Origin of the sequence: Streptomyces sp. 5-10, from assembly GCF_014712245.1 — a bacterium.
Taxonomy (GTDB): domain Bacteria; phylum Actinomycetota; class Actinomycetes; order Streptomycetales; family Streptomycetaceae; genus Streptomyces; species Streptomyces violaceusniger.
This window is the reverse complement of the sequence record NZ_JACVYG010000010.1, coordinates 77,883-96,760: the sequence shown is the minus strand read 5'-3', so window position 1 is coordinate 96,760 and position 18,878 is coordinate 77,883. Positions and strand designations below refer to the sequence as shown.

The window sequence follows — 18,878 nt, the reverse complement described above, 5'->3', positions numbered from 1 at the left end:
ACCGGTTCGAGCTAGGAGTCGCCGTGAACATCGGTGAGATCGCCCGGCTGGCCGGTGTCTCGCGGAGCACCGTGTCCTACGCGCTGAGCGGCAAGCGCCCGGTCTCGGACGACACACGCCGGAAGATCCAGCAGGTTGTCGATGAGCTGGGCTACCGGCCCAGCGCCAGCGCCCGCGCCCTGGCCAACGGGCGGACCAGGACCCTCGGCCTGGTCTTCCCGCCGGCCGGGAACCACTACACGGGGATGCAGCTGGACTTCATCGGCAGCGTGGTGGAGGCCGCCGCCGCTCACGACTACGACGTCCTGCTGTCGCCCAGTGGCGTGGACAGCGACCGTTCCTTCCAGCGATTGCTGGGGGAACGGCGGGTCGACGGCGCGATCCTGATGGAGATCAGGCTGGCGGACGACCGGGTGGACCATCTGGCCGCCCTTGGCTTCCCCTCCGTCACCATCGGCCGTACCGCTCGTCCCGAAGGCGGGTGGTGGGTGGGCCTGGATCACACCGCGCTGGCGAAGGCGTGCGTCCAGCATCTGGCGGATCTCGGCCACCACCGGGTCGCCCTCGTCAACCGCCCCGAGCAGCTGCTGCGGGCCGGCTACGAGTCCGCGCACCGTGGCCTTGAAGGTTTCACGAAGGCCGCCGCCGAACGCGGGCTGACGGTGCGGACGTACGCTTGCGGGGACGACGCCGCCTCGGGTCAGAGCTGTGTGCAACGGATCCTGCACGACGACCCCGCCACCACGGCCCTGGTCACGCTGAACGAGGCAGCGCTGGGCGGCCTCTACCGGGGACTGGCCCAGGCCGGCCGGCATGTGCCGCGCGATTTCTCCGTCACCGGGGTCGTGGCCGGTCGCTGGGCGGAGACGGTGACCCCCCAGCTCACCGCGGCGGACGTACCGGCGGCCGAGATGGGCCGGCTCGCCGTCGACCTGCTGGTGGAGCGGCTCGACCATCCCGACGCGGCACCCCGGCAGCATCTCCTCGCGCCGCCGATTTCGCTGCGGGCCAGCACCGGGCCCGCGGGAGCCCCGCCAGGGGCCGCGCCCACCGCGGACGCCGTGCCCCGTACGGCGTTCTGATCACACACACGGGACCCCCGTCCTCCTTCCTCGCCCGCCCGAACTCCCGAACCGCGCGTCAGCCCCGTCCGGTGTGCCCCCGGCCACCCGTTGCCCTCGACACCCGCATGCCAGAAACAAAGGAACCCGCGATGAACAGCTTCTCCGGACAGCGCCGTCTGACCGTCGCAGTCCTGACCGCTCTGGCTCTCGCCACCAGTGCCACCGCCTGCGGCTCCGGCCTGGGCGGCACCGGGACAAAGGCGGCGGACAGCGGCACCTACACCGTCTGGGACCCGTACCCCCAATTCGCCGGGGACTCGGCGTGGACGAAGCTGCTGAACGAGTGCGGCGGCAAGGCCGGTGTGAAGATCAAGCGGACCGCTTTCGACACCAGCGACCTGTCGAACAAGGTGCTCCTGGCGGCCCAGCAGGACAACTCTCCGGACGTGCTCATCGTGGACAATCCCGTGGTGCCGACCTTGGCGGAGGCCGGTGTTCTCACCACCACCGACGACAACAAGCTGGACACTTCCGAGGTCGACCCCAATCTGCTCGGGGCCGGCCGGTCGGGCGGAAAGACCTACGGAACACCGATCGGGGTCAACACCCTCGCCCTCTACTACAACAAGGACGTCCTCGAGATCGCAGGCGTGGACATCGCCTCGGTCAGGGACTGGACGTCACTGACGGCGGCACTTGCGAAGGTGAAGAAGGCCGGGAAGAAGGGCATCACCTTCTCCGCGATCGGCACCGAGGAGGGAAGCTTCCAGTTCCTGCCCTGGTTCTGGGGTTCGGGCGCGAAGCTGACCCGACTCGACTCTCCCCAGGGCGTGTCGGCACTGTCCCTGTGGACCGACTGGCTGAAGCAGGGCCACGCCCCCAACTCGGTGATCAACAACACCCAGACCACCAGCTGGCAAGAGTTCGCGAGCGGCGACTACGCGTTCGCCGAGAACGGCACCTGGCAGCTGGCCAACGCGGAGGAGACCGGCTTCGACTACGGCGTCCTGCCCGTCCCCGGCGCCGATGGTGGCACCGCCACGGCGCCGACCGGCGGCGAATTCGTCACCGTCCCCGTCCAGAGCGACACCGGCCGCTACACCACAACGCGGAAGCTGGTCTCCTGCCTGACCGGCGCCGCAAACCTCTACACCACCGACACCACCCTGGCCTACCTGGCACCCACCAGCGAGGTGCGGGACAAGCAGATGGCGGCCGACGCCAAGTTCAAGCCCTGGGCGGAGGCGGTCAAGGCGGCCAAGGGCCGCACCAGTGGTGATCTCGGCACCAAGTACCCCAAGATCTCCGAGCAGATGTGGAAGGCGATCCAGTCCGCCCTCAGCGGATCCAAGTCCCCGAAGGACGCGCTCACCGCCGCGCAGCGCGCGGCCAACTAACCGTATTCCAGGGGTTGTTGATGAGCCATACGACACACCTGCCGGACCGTCGGGCCGTGCCCGACCGGGACGAGGCGGCCGGCGCCGCACCGGACCGTACGACACCACGCCGCCGCGCCCCCTCACGGCACTGGACCGCCTGGGCCTTTCTCGCCCCGGCGACCCTCTACCTCCTCCTCTTCTACGCCTATCCGCTCTACCGCAACCTCGACCTGAGCCTGCGCGACTACACCGTCCGTTCCTTCGTCCGGGGCGACGCGCCCTTCACCGGCCTCGCCAACTACCAGACCGTGTTCGACGACCCGACGTTCGCGCCGGCGCTCGCCCACACCACGGTGTTCGCCGCTGCCTGCCTGCTCTTCCAGTACGCCATCGGCCTGGCCCTCGCGGTCTTCTTCAACGAGCACTTCCGGCTCTCCGCAACCCTGCGCGCCCTGTTCCTCGTGCCGTGGCTACTGCCCCTGATCGTGTCGGCCTCCACCTGGTCGTGGATGCTCAACAGCGACTCGGGCATCGTCAACGCCGCCCTGAACGCGGTCGGCATCGACTCCGTGAACTGGCTGACCTCCCCGTCCTGGTCACTCACCTCGGTGATCATCGCGAACATCTGGATCGGCGTCCCGTTCAACCTCGTCGTGCTCTACAGCGGGCTGCAGTCGATCCCCTCCAGCCTGTACGAGGCCGCCGCCCTCGACGGCGCCGGCGCCTGGCGACGCTTCCGGAGCATCACCCTCCCGCTGCTGCGCCCGGTGTCCGCCATCACCCTCCTGCTGGGCCTGATCTACACGCTCAAGGTTTTCGACATCATCTGGATCATGACCAAGGGTGGCCCGGCGGACTCGTCCACCACCTTCGCCACCTGGTCCTACCGGCTCGGGTTCGGCAACCTGCTGCCCGCCTTCGGTCCCGGTGCGGCCGTCGGTAACCTGCTCGTCGTTGCCGCGCTCGGGTTCGGCCTGATGCATCTGAGGGTCCAGCGAAAGCGGTACGCCTCATGAAAGCCATCACGACCCCATCCCGCCCGCGCCGGACACGCGCCACGTGGTGGAAGACGGCCACGGGCCTCCTGCTCACCGGCGTCATGCTCTTCCCGGTCTACTGGATGCTGAACGTGTCCTTCACCCGGAACCAGGACATGCGCAAAGGGCATCCGGACCTGTTCCCCGCGCACGGCACGCTGAGGGGCTACCGGGCCGTCCTGGAGCAGCAGCTTCCCTACCTCGGCACCAGCCTGGTCATCGGCCTGGGCACCGTCGTCCTCACCGTGGCCCTGGCGGCACCCGCAGGCTACGCGCTCGCCAAACTACGCCCGCGCGGCGGCAGCGTGCTCAGCTTCCTCTTCCTGGTCGCCCAGATGATCCCCGGCATCGTCATGGCGATGGGCTTCTACGCCGTCTACCTCAGCCTCGGCTTGCTCCAGTCGGTGCCCGGCCTGATCGTCGCGGACTCCACCCTGGCCGTCCCGTTCGCGGTCCTGGTCCTCACCGCGTTCATGTCCGGCATTCCCGAGGAACTGCTCCAGGCCGCAAAGGCCGACGGAGCCGGCCCGCTGCGCACCTTCCGGTCGATCGTGCTGCCCATGAGCCGCAACGCCGTTGTCACCGTGTCGCTGTTCGCCTTCCTGTGGTCCTGGTCCGACTTCGTCTTCGCCAGCACCCTCGCAGGCGGCGGCACCCATGAGCCAATCACCCTCGGCATCTACCACTACATCGGGAACAACAACCAGGAGTGGAACGCCATCATGGCCACCGCCGTCGTGGCTTCGCTGCCGACGACGGTCATCCTCGTCCTCGCCCAGCGTTACGTCGCCGCCGGCGTGACCGCCGGCGCGATGAAGGACTGACCCGCGCCGATCGCCGGTGACCCCTGCTGAAGAAACGAGTAACCCCCTCATGACCGCCGCCCGATCCGGCCCGGCCTTCTCCATCCACGACATTCCGTTCAGCACCCGCGGCTCCTGGTTCGGCATCTCTTGTGTACTCGCGGAGAACGAGCGTGCCGAAGACCTCCACCTCGTGTCGCACCAGAACGGCATGCAGGCCGTCCTGCGACTCCTCCCCTTCGACCCGGCAACGGGCAACCGGGCCGTCACCCGTATCGAGACGACGCCCGGCCTGCTCCGCTGGACCGGACGCCAGGGCACGATCGACTGCTCCTACGAAACACCGGACACCATCCGCCTGCGCGGCCAAGGACTCGGCCTGCGCATCACCGCGGCCGCAGCAACCCTGACCCCTTTCACGGGCGCCTACTTCTACCGCGACCCGGTGGACGGAGCGTACGTGTTCACGTCGTACGAGACCGGGCGCCGGTACCGGATCACCGCGCTGTCCGGCGCCGGCACCGAGGTCTCCGGCAGCCAGGCTCTGGGCAGCGGCGACCGCGGCCTCGCGATCAGCGCGCAGGCCGGCGGAGTCTGGGAGGCCGCTGTCGAGGAAATCGACAGCGCACGCCGCCCTTACGCCTCATCGGCGACGTTTCCGCAGGTCGTGGCCACCGCGGAGCACGCCTTCGCCGCCTTCACCGACACGGTTGCCCCCTGGCGCTCGTCCCGCACCCCGGCCGCCGAGCTCGCCGCATACGTCCTGTGGTCGGCGACCGTCGCCCCGGCGGGCCTCGTCACCCGGCCCGCCGTGCTGATGTCCAAGCACTGGATGGACAAGGTCTGGAGCTGGGACCACTGCTTCAACGCCCTCGCCCTGGCGCCCGGGGCGCCCGAACTGGCCTGGGACCAGTTCTTGCTGCCGTTCGACCACCAGGACGAGAGCGGGGCGCTGCCCGACTCGGTGACCCACTCGGAGGTCCTCTACAACTTCGTCAAACCACCCGTGCACGGCTGGGCCCTGGCCCGGCTGCGCCGACGGCTGCCCGAACCGCCGGGCCGCACGGAACTCACCGAGGCCTACCGTCGGCTGGAACGCTGGACGAACTTCTGGCTCACCGCGCGCCGCGCACCGCACGCCGCTCTACCCCACTACCAGCACGGCAACGACAGCGGTTGGGACAACGCCACGACCTTCGATCCCGAGCGCGTGGTGGTCACCGCGGACCTGGCCGCGTTCCTCACTCTCCAGCTCCGCGAACTCGCCGCGATGGCGGGCGAGTTGGGCCTTCCCGACGAGGCCCGGCGCTGGAGCCGAACCGCCGACGCGACCCAGGCCGCGATGCTCGACGAGCTGTGGACAGAGGAACGGTTCGTGACCCGCGGTGTCCACAGCTCGAAGACCTGGAACACCTCCAGCCTGCTCGACCTGATGCCCATAGCGCTGGGCGAGCACCTCCCCGGACACGTCGGCAAGGCCCTGACCGCCCGGATCGAGGCCCACCTGACTCCGTACGGACTCGCCACCGAACTGCCCAACTCGCCGCACTACCGCCCGGACGGCTACTGGCGCGGTCCGATCTGGGCGCCCACCACCGTCCTCATCGAGGACGGACTGCGCCGCGCCGGACACAGCCGCCTCGCCGACGAGATCAGCGCCCGTTTCCGGCGACTGTGCGAGACCCACGGCTTCGCCGAGAACTTCGACGCCCTCACCGGAACGGGCCTGCGCGACCGCGCCTACACCTGGACCGCCAGCAGCTACCTCCTTCTCGCCGAGGCCCACGAACTCCGCCACCTCGCCACCACGTCACGGACCGGCGCGTAAGCTCCTCCGCGCCACGCGCTTCCCCTCGTCGCGGCGGTGCTCGACTCGTTCCTCGTCGCCGAGGCCGGCGGCGCCCCCGTCGGCGTGCGCCTACAACCGCGCCATGTTGCGGCGCCCTACCCCTTGACGTACGGCCGACGACAGTTGTGCAATCGATTCCGTCATCGATTGCACAAGGAGTGTGTCATGAGTCCAATGGATCTGCGGGGCCTCGTCCCCGCCCCCGTCACCGCATTCACAGCCGACGGCGAGGTGGACCACGCGGCCAACGCCGATCTCGCGCGCTGGCTGGTCTCCGTGCAGGGCGTGAAGGGGCTGGTGTGTCTGGGGCACGCCGGCGAGGGGACGTACCTGACGCCGGAGGAGCAGGTCACGCTCATCCGCACGCTCGTCGACGCGGTCGAGGGCCGAGTGCCGATCATCGCGGGAATCACCACCGAGGGCACGAAGACCGCGGCCCTGGAGGCGAAGCGAGCGGCGGACGCCGGGGCGATCGGCGCGCTGGTATACCCCTCGCACGGCTGGCTGCGTTTCGGGTTCCAGAAGGGTGCACCACAGGAGCGCTACCGAGCCATCCACGAGGAGTCCGGCCTGCAGAACATCCTCTTCCAGTACCCGGACGCCACCAAGGCCAGTTACGACCTGGAAACCCAACTGGAGATCGCCGCCCAGCCCGGCACCGTCGCCACCAAGAACGGCGTGCGCAACATGCGCCGCTGGGACACCGAGATCCCGGTCCTGCGCGAGCAGTTCCCCGACCTGCAGATCCTCACCTGCCACGACGAATACCTGCTGCACACCATGTTCGACGTCGACGGCGCCTTGGTCGGCTACGGCGGCCTCGCCCCCGAGCCGCTGGTCGAGCTCATCGCCGCGGGCAAGGCCAAGGACTATGCCAAGGCCCGGGAGGTCCACGACCGGCTGCTGCCGGTGACCAAGGCCGTGTACCACCGCGGATCCCACATGGAGGGCACCGTCGCGCTCAAGATCGGCCTCAAGGCCCGCGGGGTCCTGAGGGACGCCACCGTGCGCCAGCCGCTCCAGCCGCTCGGCGAGCGGGCCGCCGCCGAGATCGAGTTCGCCCTGAAGCAGGCCCAGCTCATCTGACCGGCGCTCCGCCCCCCTGCCTGGCCGAGTCCGCTCCCCATCGCTCGGTCGCAGGCGCCCATGGTCCCCGCCCGGCCGGAGTCTCTCCGTCGGGCCTGGCAGGATCGGCGGCGGGAGCTGCCGATCCTGTGTCCCCATCCGCCGGCCCGCACCGCTCTCCGCGGCCGGCATCCCCTCACCGGCGAGGAACGACAGACATGACAACCTTTGTCGCCGACGGAGGAGCAGCGAAGGCCGCGAACGCCGCGCTGATAGCCCGCCTCGAACGACTTCCCGTCACACGCCGCCTAACCCTGATCCGCGTCATCGTCGGCAGCGCCACCTTCTTCGATGCCTACACCGTCCTCGCCATCGCGTTCGCCATGCCGCAACTGGTGGACGAGTGGAACCTCAGCTCCTCCCAGGTCGGCCTCATCCTCTCGGCCGGATACCTGGGCCAGCTCGTCGGCGCACTCGTCTTCGGGGCACTGGCGGAGAGGATCGGCCGCCTGCACACCCTGCTCATCACCATCGTGCTGTTCGTCTCGATGGACATCGCGTGCCTCTTCGCCTGGAGCGGCACCGCCATGATGATCTTCCGATTCGTACAGGGCGTCGGCACCGGAGGCGAGGTACCGGTGGCCAGCGCCTATATCAACGAGTTCATCGGGGCCCGCAAGCGCGGCCGCTTCTTCCTCATGTACGAGGTCATCTTCCCCGCCGGCCTGATGTTCGCCGGGATCGCCGCCTACTTCCTGGCCCCGGTGTTCGGCTGGCGGGCGCTGTTCGTCGTCGGTCTCATCCCCTCCGTCCTGGCCATCCCGCTGCGCTGGCTGATGCCCGAGTCCCCCCGCTGGCTCGCCGCCAAGGGCCGCCACGAGGAGGCCGAGGCCGTCGTACGGAAACTGGAGGCCGACGCCACCAAACAGCGTCTGCCGCTGCCCGAGCCGGTCGTCCGCCCGGTGGACACATTGTCCGCGGCCCGGTCGGACTGGCGCGAGCTCTTCCAAGGCATCTACCTCAAGCGGACCCTCATGATCTGGGTCCTGTGGGTGTGTGTCTACATGATCAACAACGGGCTGGTGACCTGGCTGCCCACCCTCTACAAGCAGGTCTTTCATCTCCCCCTGGAGACCAGCCTCGCCTATGGCTGGATCACCTCGGGCGTGGGCGTCATCGCCTCCGTCATCTGCGCGCTGCTGATCGACAAGGTCGGCCGCAAGCGGTGGTATGCCGTCGCCTTCTTCGTCACCACCGTGCCGCTCCTCGTCCTCACGGCGCTGGGCGCCACCACCGCGACCGAGGTCGTCGTACTCGCCCCCATCGCCTACGCGATCTTGCAGACCATCGCCTTCTCCCTGTACCTCTACTCCGCCGAGCTGTACCCCACCCGGCTGCGCGCGATCGGCACCGGCTTCGGCAGTGCGTGGCTGCGGGCGGGGTCGTCCATCGGTCCGCTGATGGTGGGCTGGATCGTCGCGGACCTCGGCATCCGCTATGTGTTCACCGCCTTCGCCGCCGTGGCACTCATCGGCGGCCTGGTCACAACGGTCTTCGCCATCGAAACCAAGGGCAGAGTCCTGGAGGAATTGTCACCCTGAGCAATCGCCACTGCGCCCTGTGCCGCCCACGGGCGGCACAGGAGCATCCGCCGGAAGTCGCGCACACCCTTTTGTGCAATCGTTTCCTCTCCGGGTTGCGCAGTAGATAGGCTGGTCGTGTCGAGGAGCCGACGGAGGGGACACCAGGACGATGGACAGGCCCGAGACCGGGGACTTCGCGCCCGCGGCCAACGGGGGCAAACCGCCGACCATCGCCGACGTGGCACGGACCGCAGGCGTCAGCCCCTCCACGGTGTCGCGCGCCCTCAACCGCGAGCACCGCTTCTACCGCAGCCCGTCCGCCGCGCGGATCCGTGAGGTCGCCGACACCATCGGCTACGCGCCCAACCCGGTGGCGTCCAACCTCCGCCGCCAGCAGACCAGTACCATCGGCGTGCTGGTACCCCGGCTCACCGACACCGTGATGGCCATGCTCTACGAGGAGATCGCCACCGCCGGCCTCAAACGCGGCTATCACACCCTCGTCGCCACCACACACGATGACCCTACCCGCGAGCAGGAGAGCGGCGACGTCCTGCTCCAGCGCCGCGTCGACGGCCTGATCCTCACCACCGCCCGTACCGACGGCGGCTTCTGCCAGGAACTGGCGGACAAGGGCGTGGCGCACGTCCTGGCGCTGCGAGCCTACGGCGGCAGCCCGGCCGCGGTGGGCGACGACCGCCTGGGCGGCTATCTCGCCACCCGCCACCTCATCGACCTCGGCCACCGGCGCATCGCCCTGGTCGCGGGCCCTGCCCATGCGTCGAGCGCACTGGGCCGCCGCGCCGGCTACGAGGACGCGCTGCGGGAAGCCGGCTTCCCTGCCGACGAACAGTTGATCCTGCCCTCCAGTTTCAGCATGGAAAGTGGCGAGAACGCGGGCCGCCACCTGCTCGACCTCGCACCGAGGCCGACAGCGGTCTTCGCGGTCAACGACAACACGGCCATCGGTGTCCTCTCGGCCGTCCAGCGCGCGGGCCTGCGCGTCCCCGACGACCTCTCGGTGGTGGGTTACAACGACATTCCCTTGGCAGCCCGTCTGCCCGTACCGCTGACGACGGTCCGCGTCCCTTTCGATGCCATCGCCACGGCAGCCGTCGACCAACTCATCGGCATCATCACCGGAGCACCCGCCGAAACCCGAACCTTCGCCCCCACTCTCATCCCCCGCCGTACCACCGGGCGTGCGGCCTGACCGCCGGCAACGGCCGAATGGGCATCTCCCCCGCCGTCAGCGACGCCAGACGCGGAGCCCTTGGATGGGCGAACCGTTGCGGTCGGGTTCGACGCAAAGCTCGTCGGCGCGTGCGTGGACACGCGCCGGCAAAGACACCGTGCAGCAGACCGATCGCCAGTCCCGGAAATCATCAGGTCAGGCCAACTGCCGAGCTCGCGCAACAGGCTCAGAGGCCGAAGAACTGCACGGCCGCCGCGGCCATGCCACCCATGGGCAGTTGGTGCCCGGCCCCGGAGACGCTGATGGCTTCCAGCCGCACCGCGCCGTCAGTCCCGGCGAAGCGCTGCCGCGTCCAGCTCGGCTGCGGCTGGTCCGTCGAGGTCGGCGTCTGGCTCAGCCCGAAGACGTCCGTCCACTGCTTGGTCTCTTCCTGCATGAGCTGGAAAGGCACGAGCGTGTCGTTGGTGCCGTGCCAAAGCTGCACGCGAGGACGGGTGCCGGAGTAGCCCGGGTAGGCCTGCCGGACCAGATTGCCCCATTCCTGTGGCGTCTTGTGCATGTTCCCACCCACGCACTTGCTCGTCCACGGCGGGAAGTCGGCCTCGTTCGCGAAGCAACCGAAGGGGACGCCCATGAACGCCGAGCCGGCCTTGAAGACGTCCGGGTAGTCGGCCAGCAGCGCGCTGGTCTCCATGCCGCCGGACGAGCTACCGGTGACGAAGACCCGCTGCGGGTCGCCGTTGTAGTGCTGTTCCACATAAGACACCATCGAGACGACCGAGACCGGGTCGCTGCCGCCGTTGTGGCGTTTGGAGGCATCGGACCACACGTCGAAGCAGTTGCTCATCGCCGTCTGCTTCGTGGCGGTCGGGTAGATGACGACGAAGCCGCGCTGGTCGGCCAGCGACGCGAACTCGCTGCTCTGGTAGAAGCCCGGCCCCGAGCCGCCGCAGCCGTGCATGGCGACCACGATCGCCGGCTTGGCCGGGTGGGAGTCCGGCACGTACACGTGCATGCGCAGGTTGCCCGGGTTGCTGCCGAAGCTGGTCACCTCCACGAGCGAAGCCGCCGTTGCCTGCGGCGCGAAGACGAGACCGGAGACGAGGAGTGCCAAGGCGCCGGCGACAGCCGCCAGCACGGTTCTGATGGGGGTCATGGTGCAACCACCTCCTGGTGATCACGAGATTCACTCATGAGATTAGGCATGGCCATGACACCCCACAACACGGCGTTCAATGTTGGCTCAAGGCACTCCAAGGCACTCCCGGGCACCGAACGCATTATGAAAACTTTCGGAGCTTTTCTAGAGCTTTTTCACTGGCCGCGACTCTCTCAGCAAACCTACACCGCACTTCCACCACGATCCAACAGCCTTCAGGTCAGCTATGTGACGGGGAATCAGCCATCCACACAGGAACGAACGGCAGCCGAAAACTTCCGGAAGCTTCCGAGGGCGTCGATCATTGGCGCGCTCGATGGTCCGCGGCCACAGAAACGCACCAGCCCTCGTGCCCTTCACGCGTCCAGCTGGCACTGCTATAACCAACACACACTGATTGAATCGTTTTATCCGCCTGCCCGGCGACACTTGGCCGAGACCCCTGCGAAAGGTCCTCGACGTGCGCGGACGCAGCAGACTCGCATCTGTCCGAGGTGTGCTCGCACCGCTCGGTGCCGCCGCGCTCCTCCTGGCCACGGCGCTGGTCACCGGCAGCCCGACTGCCGTCGCCGACAGCGGGCTCCATGTCAGTGGCGCCACCGTCGACGGCCGGGCCGAACCGCTCGGAGTCGACGCCGCCCGCCCTCTGCTGGGCTGGAAGCTCGACGCCCCGTCGCGCAATGCCATGCAGTCGGCTTACCAGGTCCTGGTCGCCACGTCCGCCGAGCGGTTGGCGCACGACCAGGGCAACGTCTGGGACAGCGGCAAACGACGCTCCGACGAGTCCGTCGGGGTGCCCTACGGCGGTCAGCGGCTCAGCCCACGCACGCGCTACCACTGGAAGGTTCGCGTCTGGGACGAGCACGGCAGGGCGTCGGCGTGGAGCGCCCCGTCCTCCTGGGAGACGGCGCTGTGCGCGCCCGAGGACTGGGAGGGTGCGCGGTGGATCGGCCCCTCTGATCCACAGGCCGGGGCTCCCCTGCTGCGCAAGGAGTTCTCCCTGGACAAGGAGGTGGCCGGCGCGCGGGCGTATGTGGCCGGTCTCGGCTTCCACGAGCTGCGCCTGAACGGCGCGAAGGTCGGCGACCGCGTCCTCGCGCCCGCGAACACACCCTACGACCGGCGGGTGCTGTACGACACGTACGACGTGACGAAGGCGCTGCGCAAAGGTGGCAACACCGTGGGACTGTGGCTGGGCCATGGCTACGGGGAGAACTTCAGCCGGTACGGCTTCCGTTGGAATGGCCGGCGGCAGGCGATCGCGCTGCTGGACGTCACCTTCACCGACGGTACCCGGCGCCGCCTCACCACCGACCCGTCCTGGAAGTGGTCCATCGGGCCGATCACCGCGGATGATCTGTACGACGGTGAGTCCTACGATGCCCGGAAGGAACAGGATGGCTGGGACGAGTCCGGCTTCGACGACCGTTCCTGGGAGGGTGTGTCGATGGTCGACGCGCCGCAGGGTGCTCTGCGGTCGAATACCATGCCGCCGGTCCGGGTGACGGACACCCTGAGAGCGAGGAAGGTGACCGAGCTCCGGCCGGGCACCTACGTCTACGACTTCGGCCAGAACATCGCCGGCTGGGCCCGCCTGAGTGCCAAGGGCGAGGCCGGCACGCGCATCACCCTGCGTACGGCCGAGGAGCTCAACGCCGACGGCACGCTGGACGCCGCCACCAATCGGGATGCCGCGGCGACCGACACCTTCACCCTGGCGGGGACGGGCCGTCGCGAGACCTATGAACCGCGCTTCACCTACCACGGCTTCCGCTACCTGGAGGTCATCGGCTTCCCCGGGACGGCGGGCCTCGGGGACGTGCGCGCACGCGTCGTCCACGCGGACGTGCCGTCGACCGGCACCTTCAGCTCCTCCAGCGAGGTTCTCAACCGCATCTGGCACAACAACCGCTGGAGCGTCCTCAACAACTCCATGAGCACGCCCACCGACACCCCGGTGCGTGACGAGCGTACCCCTCCGGCCATGGACGTCCAGGCCTACCGGGACGCCGCGACACGCGAGTTCGGCATGGGGAGCTTCTACGCGAAGTATCTGCGGGACCTGCCCCCGGGCACGGAGCTGCCCTCCGACGACGTCAAGGCACAGTACCCCGACATGGCCGGCGGTCAGGTCACCTTGGCCTGGACCCTGTACGAGCAGTACCGCGATCGGAGCGCCCTGGAGATGGCCTATCCGGACATGAAGCGCTTCGTGGACCGCAACGCCGAAGAGGTGCCCGGGCTCGTCTGGCCCGCGGACAAGGGCTTCGGCGACTGGTGCCCGCCCGATCACAGGCCGGAGGCCAACGACGGCATGGGCAGCCCCACCGCCGGGGACTGCTTCAGTGAGGTCTCCCTGGTCAACACCGCCCTCTCCTACCAGCAGGCCGAGGCCGCGGCGAAGGCCGCGGGCGTCCTCGGGCACCGGCAGGACGCCCGCCACTTCGAGTCCCTGGCAGGCCGCATCAAGGACGCGTTCAACGCGCGCTTCCTCAACGAGGCCGGCGATAGGTACGGCAGCGGACGCCAGGTGACCAGCATCCTCCCGCTGGCGTTCGGGCTGGTGCCCGCCGACAGGGTCGACGACGTCGGCGACCAACTCGCCCGAACCATCGTCGAGCACGACGGCGGCCACCTGGACACCGGCATCTTCGGCACCCGCTACCTGGTTGACGCGCTGGCCTGCACCGGGAGGATCGACCTGGCGATGACCATGCTCCACCAACACACCTATCCCGGCTTCGGCTTCCAGCTCGCCAACGGGGCCACCACCACCTGGGAGCAGTGGCTCTACCGCTCCTCGATGGAAACCCACGACCACGCGATGTTCGCCGGTATCAACGCCTCGTTCTACACCGTTCTCGCGGGGATCAGGCCCACCGAGCCCGGCTACCGCGATATCGCGGTCGAGCCGCGGATCCCCGACTCCCTCGACCAGGTGTCCGCCGCGCAGGAGACGGTGCGTGGCCGCGTCGCCAGCAGCTGGAAGAAGACACGGGGCACCTTGCGGCTGACCGTCACCATCCCGGCCAACAGCCGTGCGGTGGTACGGGTGCCTCTGACCGATGAGGACATCCGCGTCCAAGCCCCCACCGAAGCGAGGAAGACGCAGGTCACCGACCAAGCGGTCTCATACCGAGTCGGCTCCGGGACCTGGACGTTCACTGTCCAAGCCCATTGACGGTGAACGGGACGGCCCTCAGTGGCCGGCCATGCTGAGGTTTTCCCGGGCCTGCTGGAGCGGCCGGGCAAGGTGCCCCTCACGCGGCGACGAGCAAACTCAAGACCGACTCACTAGGTGAGGGCCGCTTGCCAGGAGGTGCCGTTGCTGGTGGCGTCGCCTTGCAGGCGGTCGCGGGCGGCGGTGTCGCCGTACAGGCCCCAGCGGAACCAGTCCAGGAAGGTGTTCTTGGTCTGGGCGTAGTACCGGTAGTCCGGGGTCAGGTACTGGCCGTGGTCCGCCCCGACGTGAGTGAGGAACGCCTTGGGTGAGGGGAGCTCCGCGTATGCGGCGCGCGCCGAGTTGTAGTCGCAGGTCGGGTCGTGGTCACCGTGGATGAACAGCACCTTGGCGTGGAGGCCGGCGGGGTTGCCCATGTCCACGCAGGCGACCGGTACGGCGGCGACGATGCGGTTGTCCGGCCAGGCGGTGAGCAGGCCGTGGGTGGTCATCCCGCCCATCGAGTGGCCGGACACACCGACACCGGCACGGGTGTCGATGTGCCCGGCGAACGGGTCGCCCGCGGTGGTGTTGAGCGCCAGTGTCCGGGTGAGGACCTCGGAGACGTCCTTCGACCAGTTGCCGTTGTAGACGCTGCCGATGTTGGTGTTGTCGGAGAACGAAGGGGCGGGGCAGATGAAGCCCGCGGCGGCCAGATCGTGGGTCTGCGAGGAGTAGCAGTCGGAGTTGCACCCCATGCCATGGCTCCATTCGGCGATGGGGAAGACGCCGTTGGCGATGGGCGCGTTCGGGATGGGATTGCCGCCCGCGGCGCCGGAGGCCGGGTAGAAGATCTTCGTGGTCAGTTGGCGGTTGCCGCGCGACCAGTTGAACTGGCGCACGCCGATGGCGAACTGCGCGGTGGGGGCCTGCCGCGGTGAGGCCATCCGTGGTGACAGGGTGCCGGCGGCCGCGCTGCCGCCGAGCAGGGACGTGCCGACGCCCGTGGCCGCGGCCACGCCGAGACCCAGTAAGGAACGCCGTCGCATCGACATGGGTGACTCCTTGTTGTGTGTAGGGGTGAGCGGGCCACACCGGCGCGGTGCACCAGCGTGAGAGGGGGATCCCGCGGAGGTTGCTCAGGGGGTTGGGCCGTCATGTTTGGCCCCTGGCCCATGAGCCAGGGGCCGGGCGCTCAGGAGTTGTTGTTGGTCTGGGTGATCACGGGGTCGGCATGACATGACCTTCCGGCAGCATGTGCGGAGGCGGGAGCGCGGGCACGGGACGGGCAGCAGGGCGCGCCGATACATCCCATGTCCCTCTAGGGGTCCCATGGGATCTTTGGGACTGTCAAGAGACTTGACGTCGAACGATACGGGGGCCTGCTACGGAAGTCGGGACGACAGCCCTGCGACATGGGTGGCGGGAGAGGTCAAACATCACATGTCGCCGACGATGCCGCCCCGCCGGACCACCGCCCGGCTGAGGTTTCATCGCGATCTCCACGCCGGTCCGGTGTGCGGTATTGACAGCCTTCGGGGCTCCCCTATCATCCATCTCTGTCCGGTGTTTCGACGGAAGTTCGAAATTTCGAATCACTGCCTCTTGTGTCCCACGCCATCCAGTTGACCTGCGGCACGAGCCGATATGTCATGTCCCTGATCAGATGCCCTTCCAGGAGGAGACGGTGCAGTCCTCATTGGTTTCCGTGCCGGGCGGGGTGTCCCGCGGACGGCGTTCGCCCACCGCCTTGGCCACGGGCTCGGCGCTGATGTTGATCGCGGTACTGGTGGCGGTGTTCGGCCGACCGGTGCCGGCGTCCGCCGCCGGCACCGGCCCCTGTGACATCTACGCCTCGGGTGGCACGCCGTGTGTGGCCGCGCACAGCACGGTGCGGGCGCTCTATGGCTCGTACGCCGGCAAGCTGTACCAAGTCAGGCGCTCGTCCGACAACGCGACCCGGGACATCGGCGCCCTGACGGCAGGAGGCGTCGCCAACGCCGCCGCCCAGGACGCGTTCTGCGCGGGTACCTCATGCGTCATCACCTGGGTCTACGACCAGTCCGGGCACGGCAACGACCTGGGCTACCAGGGGCCGGGCGGAGTCGGCGGCTCCGACACCGCCGCGAACGCGACGAGTGAATCGCTGACGGTCGGGGGCAACAGGGCCTACTCGCTGTACATCAACCCGAAGAACAGCTACTGGCGTGACGGCCACACGACAGGCGTCCCCACCGGCAGCGCGCCCGAGGCCATGTACATGGTAACCAGCGGCACGCACGTCAACAGCGGCTGCTGCTTCGACTACGGCAACAGCGAGACCACCCGCAAGGCCGACGGCCCCGGAGCCATGGACGCGATCAACTTCAGCACCCAGTGCTGGTTCGGCGGATGTTCAGGGAACGGCCCATGGGTCCAGGCAGACCTCGAATGGGGCCTGTACTCCGGGGGCAGCCAGTCCTGGAACCCGAACCAGAGAGCCTTCACCAGCAAGTTCGTCACCGCCACACTGAAGAACAACGGGACCAGTCGGTTCGCGATCAAGGGCAGCAACGCGCAGTCAGGGAACCTGACCACCCTGTACGCCGGCTCGCTCCCCAGTGGCTACAACCCCATGAAGAAGCAGGGGGCCATCATCCTGGGCAGCGGCGGTGACTGCTGCAACGGCAACACCAACCTCAGCGCCGGCACGTTCTACGAGGGAGCCATGGTCTCCGGCTACCCCTCCGACCAGACGGAGAACGCCGTGCAGGTCAATATCACCACGACCGGCTACCGCTGAACCCGGGTGCTTCCCGGCCCCGATGAGCGCCGCGAGCGATCGCCTCGATCCTTCCAGGAAGGAACCCTCTCGTGTCGAAACCACGCGGACGATTACTCCGCTTCCTCACGGCTGCCGCGCTGATCGGCACCGTTTTCACCACGACGGCCTCGGGCCACTCGGCCGCCCAGGCGGCCCCGGGCAGTCCGGCGCTCACCCCACCGCTGGGCTGGAACAGCTGGAACAGCTTCGGGTGCGGGGTCACCGAGGCACAGGTCCGTCAGGCCGCCGACGCGATGGTCTCCTCGGGCATGCGGGACGCCGGTTACCGATACGTGGTGGTCGACGACTGCTGGTTCGACCCGCAACGCGACACCGCGGGCAACTTGCGGGCCAACCCGACAAAATTCCCGAGCGGAATGAAGGCGCTCGGGGACTACATCCACGGGAAAGGCTTGAAGTTCGGCATCTACCAGGTGCCCAACGAGCGCACGTGTGCGCAGGGCGGGGGCAGTTACCCGGGGGCCACCGGCAGCAAGGGCCATGAGACCCAGGACGCTCGCACGTTCGCCTCGTGGGGTGTGGACTACCTCAAGTACGACTGGTGCTCCTCCGCCGGCACCCGGGACGAGCAGGTCGCTCGGTTCACACTCATGCGCGACGCGCTGCGCGCGACCGGGCGCCCGATCGTCTACAGCATCAACCCCAACAGCTACCACGCCATCACCGGCGACACATACAACTGGGGCGAGGTCGCCGACCTGTGGCGGACCACCGAGGACCTGCTCGACATCTGGCAGAACGGCAACACCAACAGCTACCCGATGGGCGTGGGCAACGTCGTGGACGTCACCGCGCCACTGGCCGCGCAGTCGGGTCCGGGCCACTGGAACGACCCCGACATGCTCGTCGTCGGCCGCCCCGGGCTGTCGCTGACCGAGTCCCGCTCCCACTTCGCCCTGTGGGCGCTGATGGCCGCGCCGCTCATGGCGGGCAACGACATCCGCACCATGTCAGCCGATGTGAGCGCGGTCCTGCGCAACCCGCGCCTGCTGGCGGTGAACCAGGACCCGTTGGGCGCGGGCGGGCGCAGAGTGCGCGACGACGGGGACACCGAGGTGTTCGCCAAGCCCCTGTCCGACGGCTCGGTCGCCGTGGGCCTGTTCAACCGGGGGAACGGCACGGCGACCGTCACCGCCACGGCGGCCCAGATCGGCCTGTCCGGCGGATCGTTCACCCTCACCGACCTGTGGACCGGCGGCACATCGAGCACGACCGGACAGGTCTCGGCGAGTGTGCCCGCACACGGTGTCGCCGCGTTCCGGGTGACCGGCGGCACTCCGCTGGCCGCCACCACCTCCCGGCTGCGCGGTGACGGGTCCGGCCGTTGCCTGGACGTGGAGAACGCCTCGACCGCGGCCGGGGCGAGGGCAGTGATCCGGGACTGCCACACGGCCGCCAGCCAGCTGTGGACCACCTGGGCCGGCGGGGAGATACGCGTCTTCGGCGACAAGTGCCTGGACGCCTACGACCAGGGCACCACCAACGGCACACGCGTCATCACCTGGCCCTGCAATGGACAGGACAACCAGAAGTGGACACTCGAGGCGAACGGTTCGGTCCGCAACGTCCACGCCGGTCTGTGCCTGGACGTCGACCAAGCCGGCACGGCCAACGGAACCCCACTGATCCTGTGGACCTGCAACGGTCAGGGCAACCAGCGGTGGACCCGCGGGTGAGCGGCGCCGCACACCGGTCGGCCGGCCCCGGGCCGTCCACCCCCCGGCCGCCGGCCCACCCCTTCCCTGCCGTGATGATGCCCG

General features: G+C 68.7%; 13 protein-coding genes. 11 read left to right on the top strand and 2 right to left on the bottom strand.

Annotated elements, in window-relative coordinates:
• Positions 1–23 precede the first annotated feature (23 nt).
• The 8 genes from IEJ02_RS14930 (at position 24) to IEJ02_RS14895 (ending at position 9,993) form a co-directional block, all read left to right on the top strand.
• Entirely contained in the window at positions 24–1,082 is a 1,059-nt protein-coding gene (locus tag IEJ02_RS14930; protein WP_191065315.1) for a LacI family DNA-binding transcriptional regulator, read from the top strand.
• Between the two features lie 131 nt (positions 1,083–1,213).
• Positions 1,214–2,461, top strand: a complete 1,248-nt coding sequence (locus tag IEJ02_RS14925) for a sugar ABC transporter substrate-binding protein (RefSeq protein WP_191065314.1) — start codon at positions 1,214–1,216, stop codon at positions 2,459–2,461.
• A 20-nt stretch (positions 2,462–2,481) separates the two neighbouring features.
• On the top strand, positions 2,482–3,459 hold the full coding sequence (locus tag IEJ02_RS14920; RefSeq protein ID WP_191065313.1) for a carbohydrate ABC transporter permease: 978 nt from the start codon (positions 2,482–2,484) through the stop codon (positions 3,457–3,459).
• Positions 3,456–4,304, top strand: coding sequence for a carbohydrate ABC transporter permease (locus tag IEJ02_RS14915; RefSeq protein WP_191065312.1), 849 nt, complete (start codon positions 3,456–3,458; stop codon positions 4,302–4,304). The genes IEJ02_RS14920 and IEJ02_RS14915 overlap by 4 nt, the downstream gene beginning before the upstream one ends.
• Positions 4,305–4,353: 49 nt before the next feature.
• Positions 4,354–6,111: an amylo-alpha-1,6-glucosidase gene (locus IEJ02_RS14910; protein WP_191065311.1), complete on the top strand. Its 1,758-nt coding sequence runs from the start codon at positions 4,354–4,356 to the stop codon at positions 6,109–6,111.
• Between the two features lie 186 nt (positions 6,112–6,297).
• Entirely contained in the window at positions 6,298–7,218 is a 921-nt protein-coding gene (locus IEJ02_RS14905; protein WP_191065310.1) for a dihydrodipicolinate synthase family protein, read from the top strand.
• A gap of 197 nt (positions 7,219–7,415) precedes the next feature.
• On the top strand, positions 7,416–8,798 hold the full coding sequence (locus IEJ02_RS14900; RefSeq protein ID WP_191065309.1) for an MFS transporter: 1,383 nt from the start codon (positions 7,416–7,418) through the stop codon (positions 8,796–8,798).
• Between the two features lie 151 nt (positions 8,799–8,949).
• The gene (locus IEJ02_RS14895; protein ID WP_191065308.1) at positions 8,950–9,993 is read left to right on the top strand and encodes a LacI family DNA-binding transcriptional regulator; all 1,044 of its coding nucleotides are present in this window, start codon (positions 8,950–8,952) and stop codon (positions 9,991–9,993) included.
• Between the two features lie 208 nt (positions 9,994–10,201).
• Here IEJ02_RS14895 and IEJ02_RS14890 read toward each other — a convergent pair whose 3' ends face one another.
• Positions 10,202–11,131 carry an extracellular catalytic domain type 1 short-chain-length polyhydroxyalkanoate depolymerase gene (locus IEJ02_RS14890; RefSeq protein WP_191065307.1) on the bottom strand — a complete coding sequence of 310 codons (930 nt, stop codon included), beginning with the start codon at positions 11,129–11,131 and terminating at the stop codon, positions 10,202–10,204.
• 463 nt (positions 11,132–11,594) lie between these two features.
• Between IEJ02_RS14890 and IEJ02_RS14885 the strand changes: the two genes are divergently transcribed.
• Complete coding sequence (locus IEJ02_RS14885) at positions 11,595–14,315, top strand: family 78 glycoside hydrolase catalytic domain (RefSeq protein WP_498067034.1); 2,721 nt, start codon at positions 11,595–11,597, stop codon at positions 14,313–14,315.
• Positions 14,316–14,428: 113 nt separating this feature from the next.
• Here IEJ02_RS14885 and IEJ02_RS14880 read toward each other — a convergent pair whose 3' ends face one another.
• Positions 14,429–15,349, bottom strand: coding sequence for an alpha/beta hydrolase family protein (locus IEJ02_RS14880; RefSeq protein ID WP_137975940.1), 921 nt, complete (start codon positions 15,347–15,349; stop codon positions 14,429–14,431).
• A gap of 611 nt (positions 15,350–15,960) precedes the next feature.
• Here IEJ02_RS14880 and IEJ02_RS14875 point away from each other — a divergent pair.
• Both IEJ02_RS14875 and IEJ02_RS14870 read left to right on the top strand, forming a co-directional pair.
• Positions 15,961–17,076 carry an arabinofuranosidase catalytic domain-containing protein gene (locus IEJ02_RS14875; protein WP_223863838.1) on the top strand — a complete coding sequence of 372 codons (1,116 nt, stop codon included), beginning with the start codon at positions 15,961–15,963 and terminating at the stop codon, positions 17,074–17,076.
• A gap of 71 nt (positions 17,077–17,147) precedes the next feature.
• Positions 17,148–18,794 carry a glycoside hydrolase family 27 protein gene (locus IEJ02_RS14870; protein WP_191065306.1) on the top strand — a complete coding sequence of 549 codons (1,647 nt, stop codon included), beginning with the start codon at positions 17,148–17,150 and terminating at the stop codon, positions 18,792–18,794.
• The last annotated feature ends 84 nt before the right edge of the window (positions 18,795–18,878 follow it).

Excerpts from the sequence above, each read along its gene's own strand:
- IEJ02_RS14880 (WP_137975940.1), bottom strand. The coding sequence starts at position 15,349 with ATGTCGATGCGACGGCGTTCCTTACTGGGTCTCGGCGTGGCCGCGGCC.
- IEJ02_RS14925 (WP_191065314.1), top strand. The coding sequence starts at position 1,214 with ATGAACAGCTTCTCCGGACAGCGCCGTCTGACCGTCGCAGTCCTGACC.
- IEJ02_RS14900 (WP_191065309.1), top strand. The coding sequence starts at position 7,416 with ATGACAACCTTTGTCGCCGACGGAGGAGCAGCGAAGGCCGCGAACGCC.
- IEJ02_RS14890 (WP_191065307.1), bottom strand. The coding sequence starts at position 11,131 with ATGACCCCCATCAGAACCGTGCTGGCGGCTGTCGCCGGCGCCTTGGCA.
- IEJ02_RS14920 (WP_191065313.1), top strand. The coding sequence starts at position 2,482 with ATGAGCCATACGACACACCTGCCGGACCGTCGGGCCGTGCCCGACCGG.
- IEJ02_RS14895 (WP_191065308.1), top strand. The coding sequence starts at position 8,950 with ATGGACAGGCCCGAGACCGGGGACTTCGCGCCCGCGGCCAACGGGGGC.
- IEJ02_RS14910 (WP_191065311.1), top strand. The coding sequence starts at position 4,354 with ATGACCGCCGCCCGATCCGGCCCGGCCTTCTCCATCCACGACATTCCG.
- IEJ02_RS14905 (WP_191065310.1), top strand. The coding sequence starts at position 6,298 with ATGAGTCCAATGGATCTGCGGGGCCTCGTCCCCGCCCCCGTCACCGCA.
- IEJ02_RS14915 (WP_191065312.1), top strand. The coding sequence starts at position 3,456 with ATGAAAGCCATCACGACCCCATCCCGCCCGCGCCGGACACGCGCCACG.
- IEJ02_RS14875 (WP_223863838.1), top strand. The coding sequence starts at position 15,961 with ATGCCCTTCCAGGAGGAGACGGTGCAGTCCTCATTGGTTTCCGTGCCG.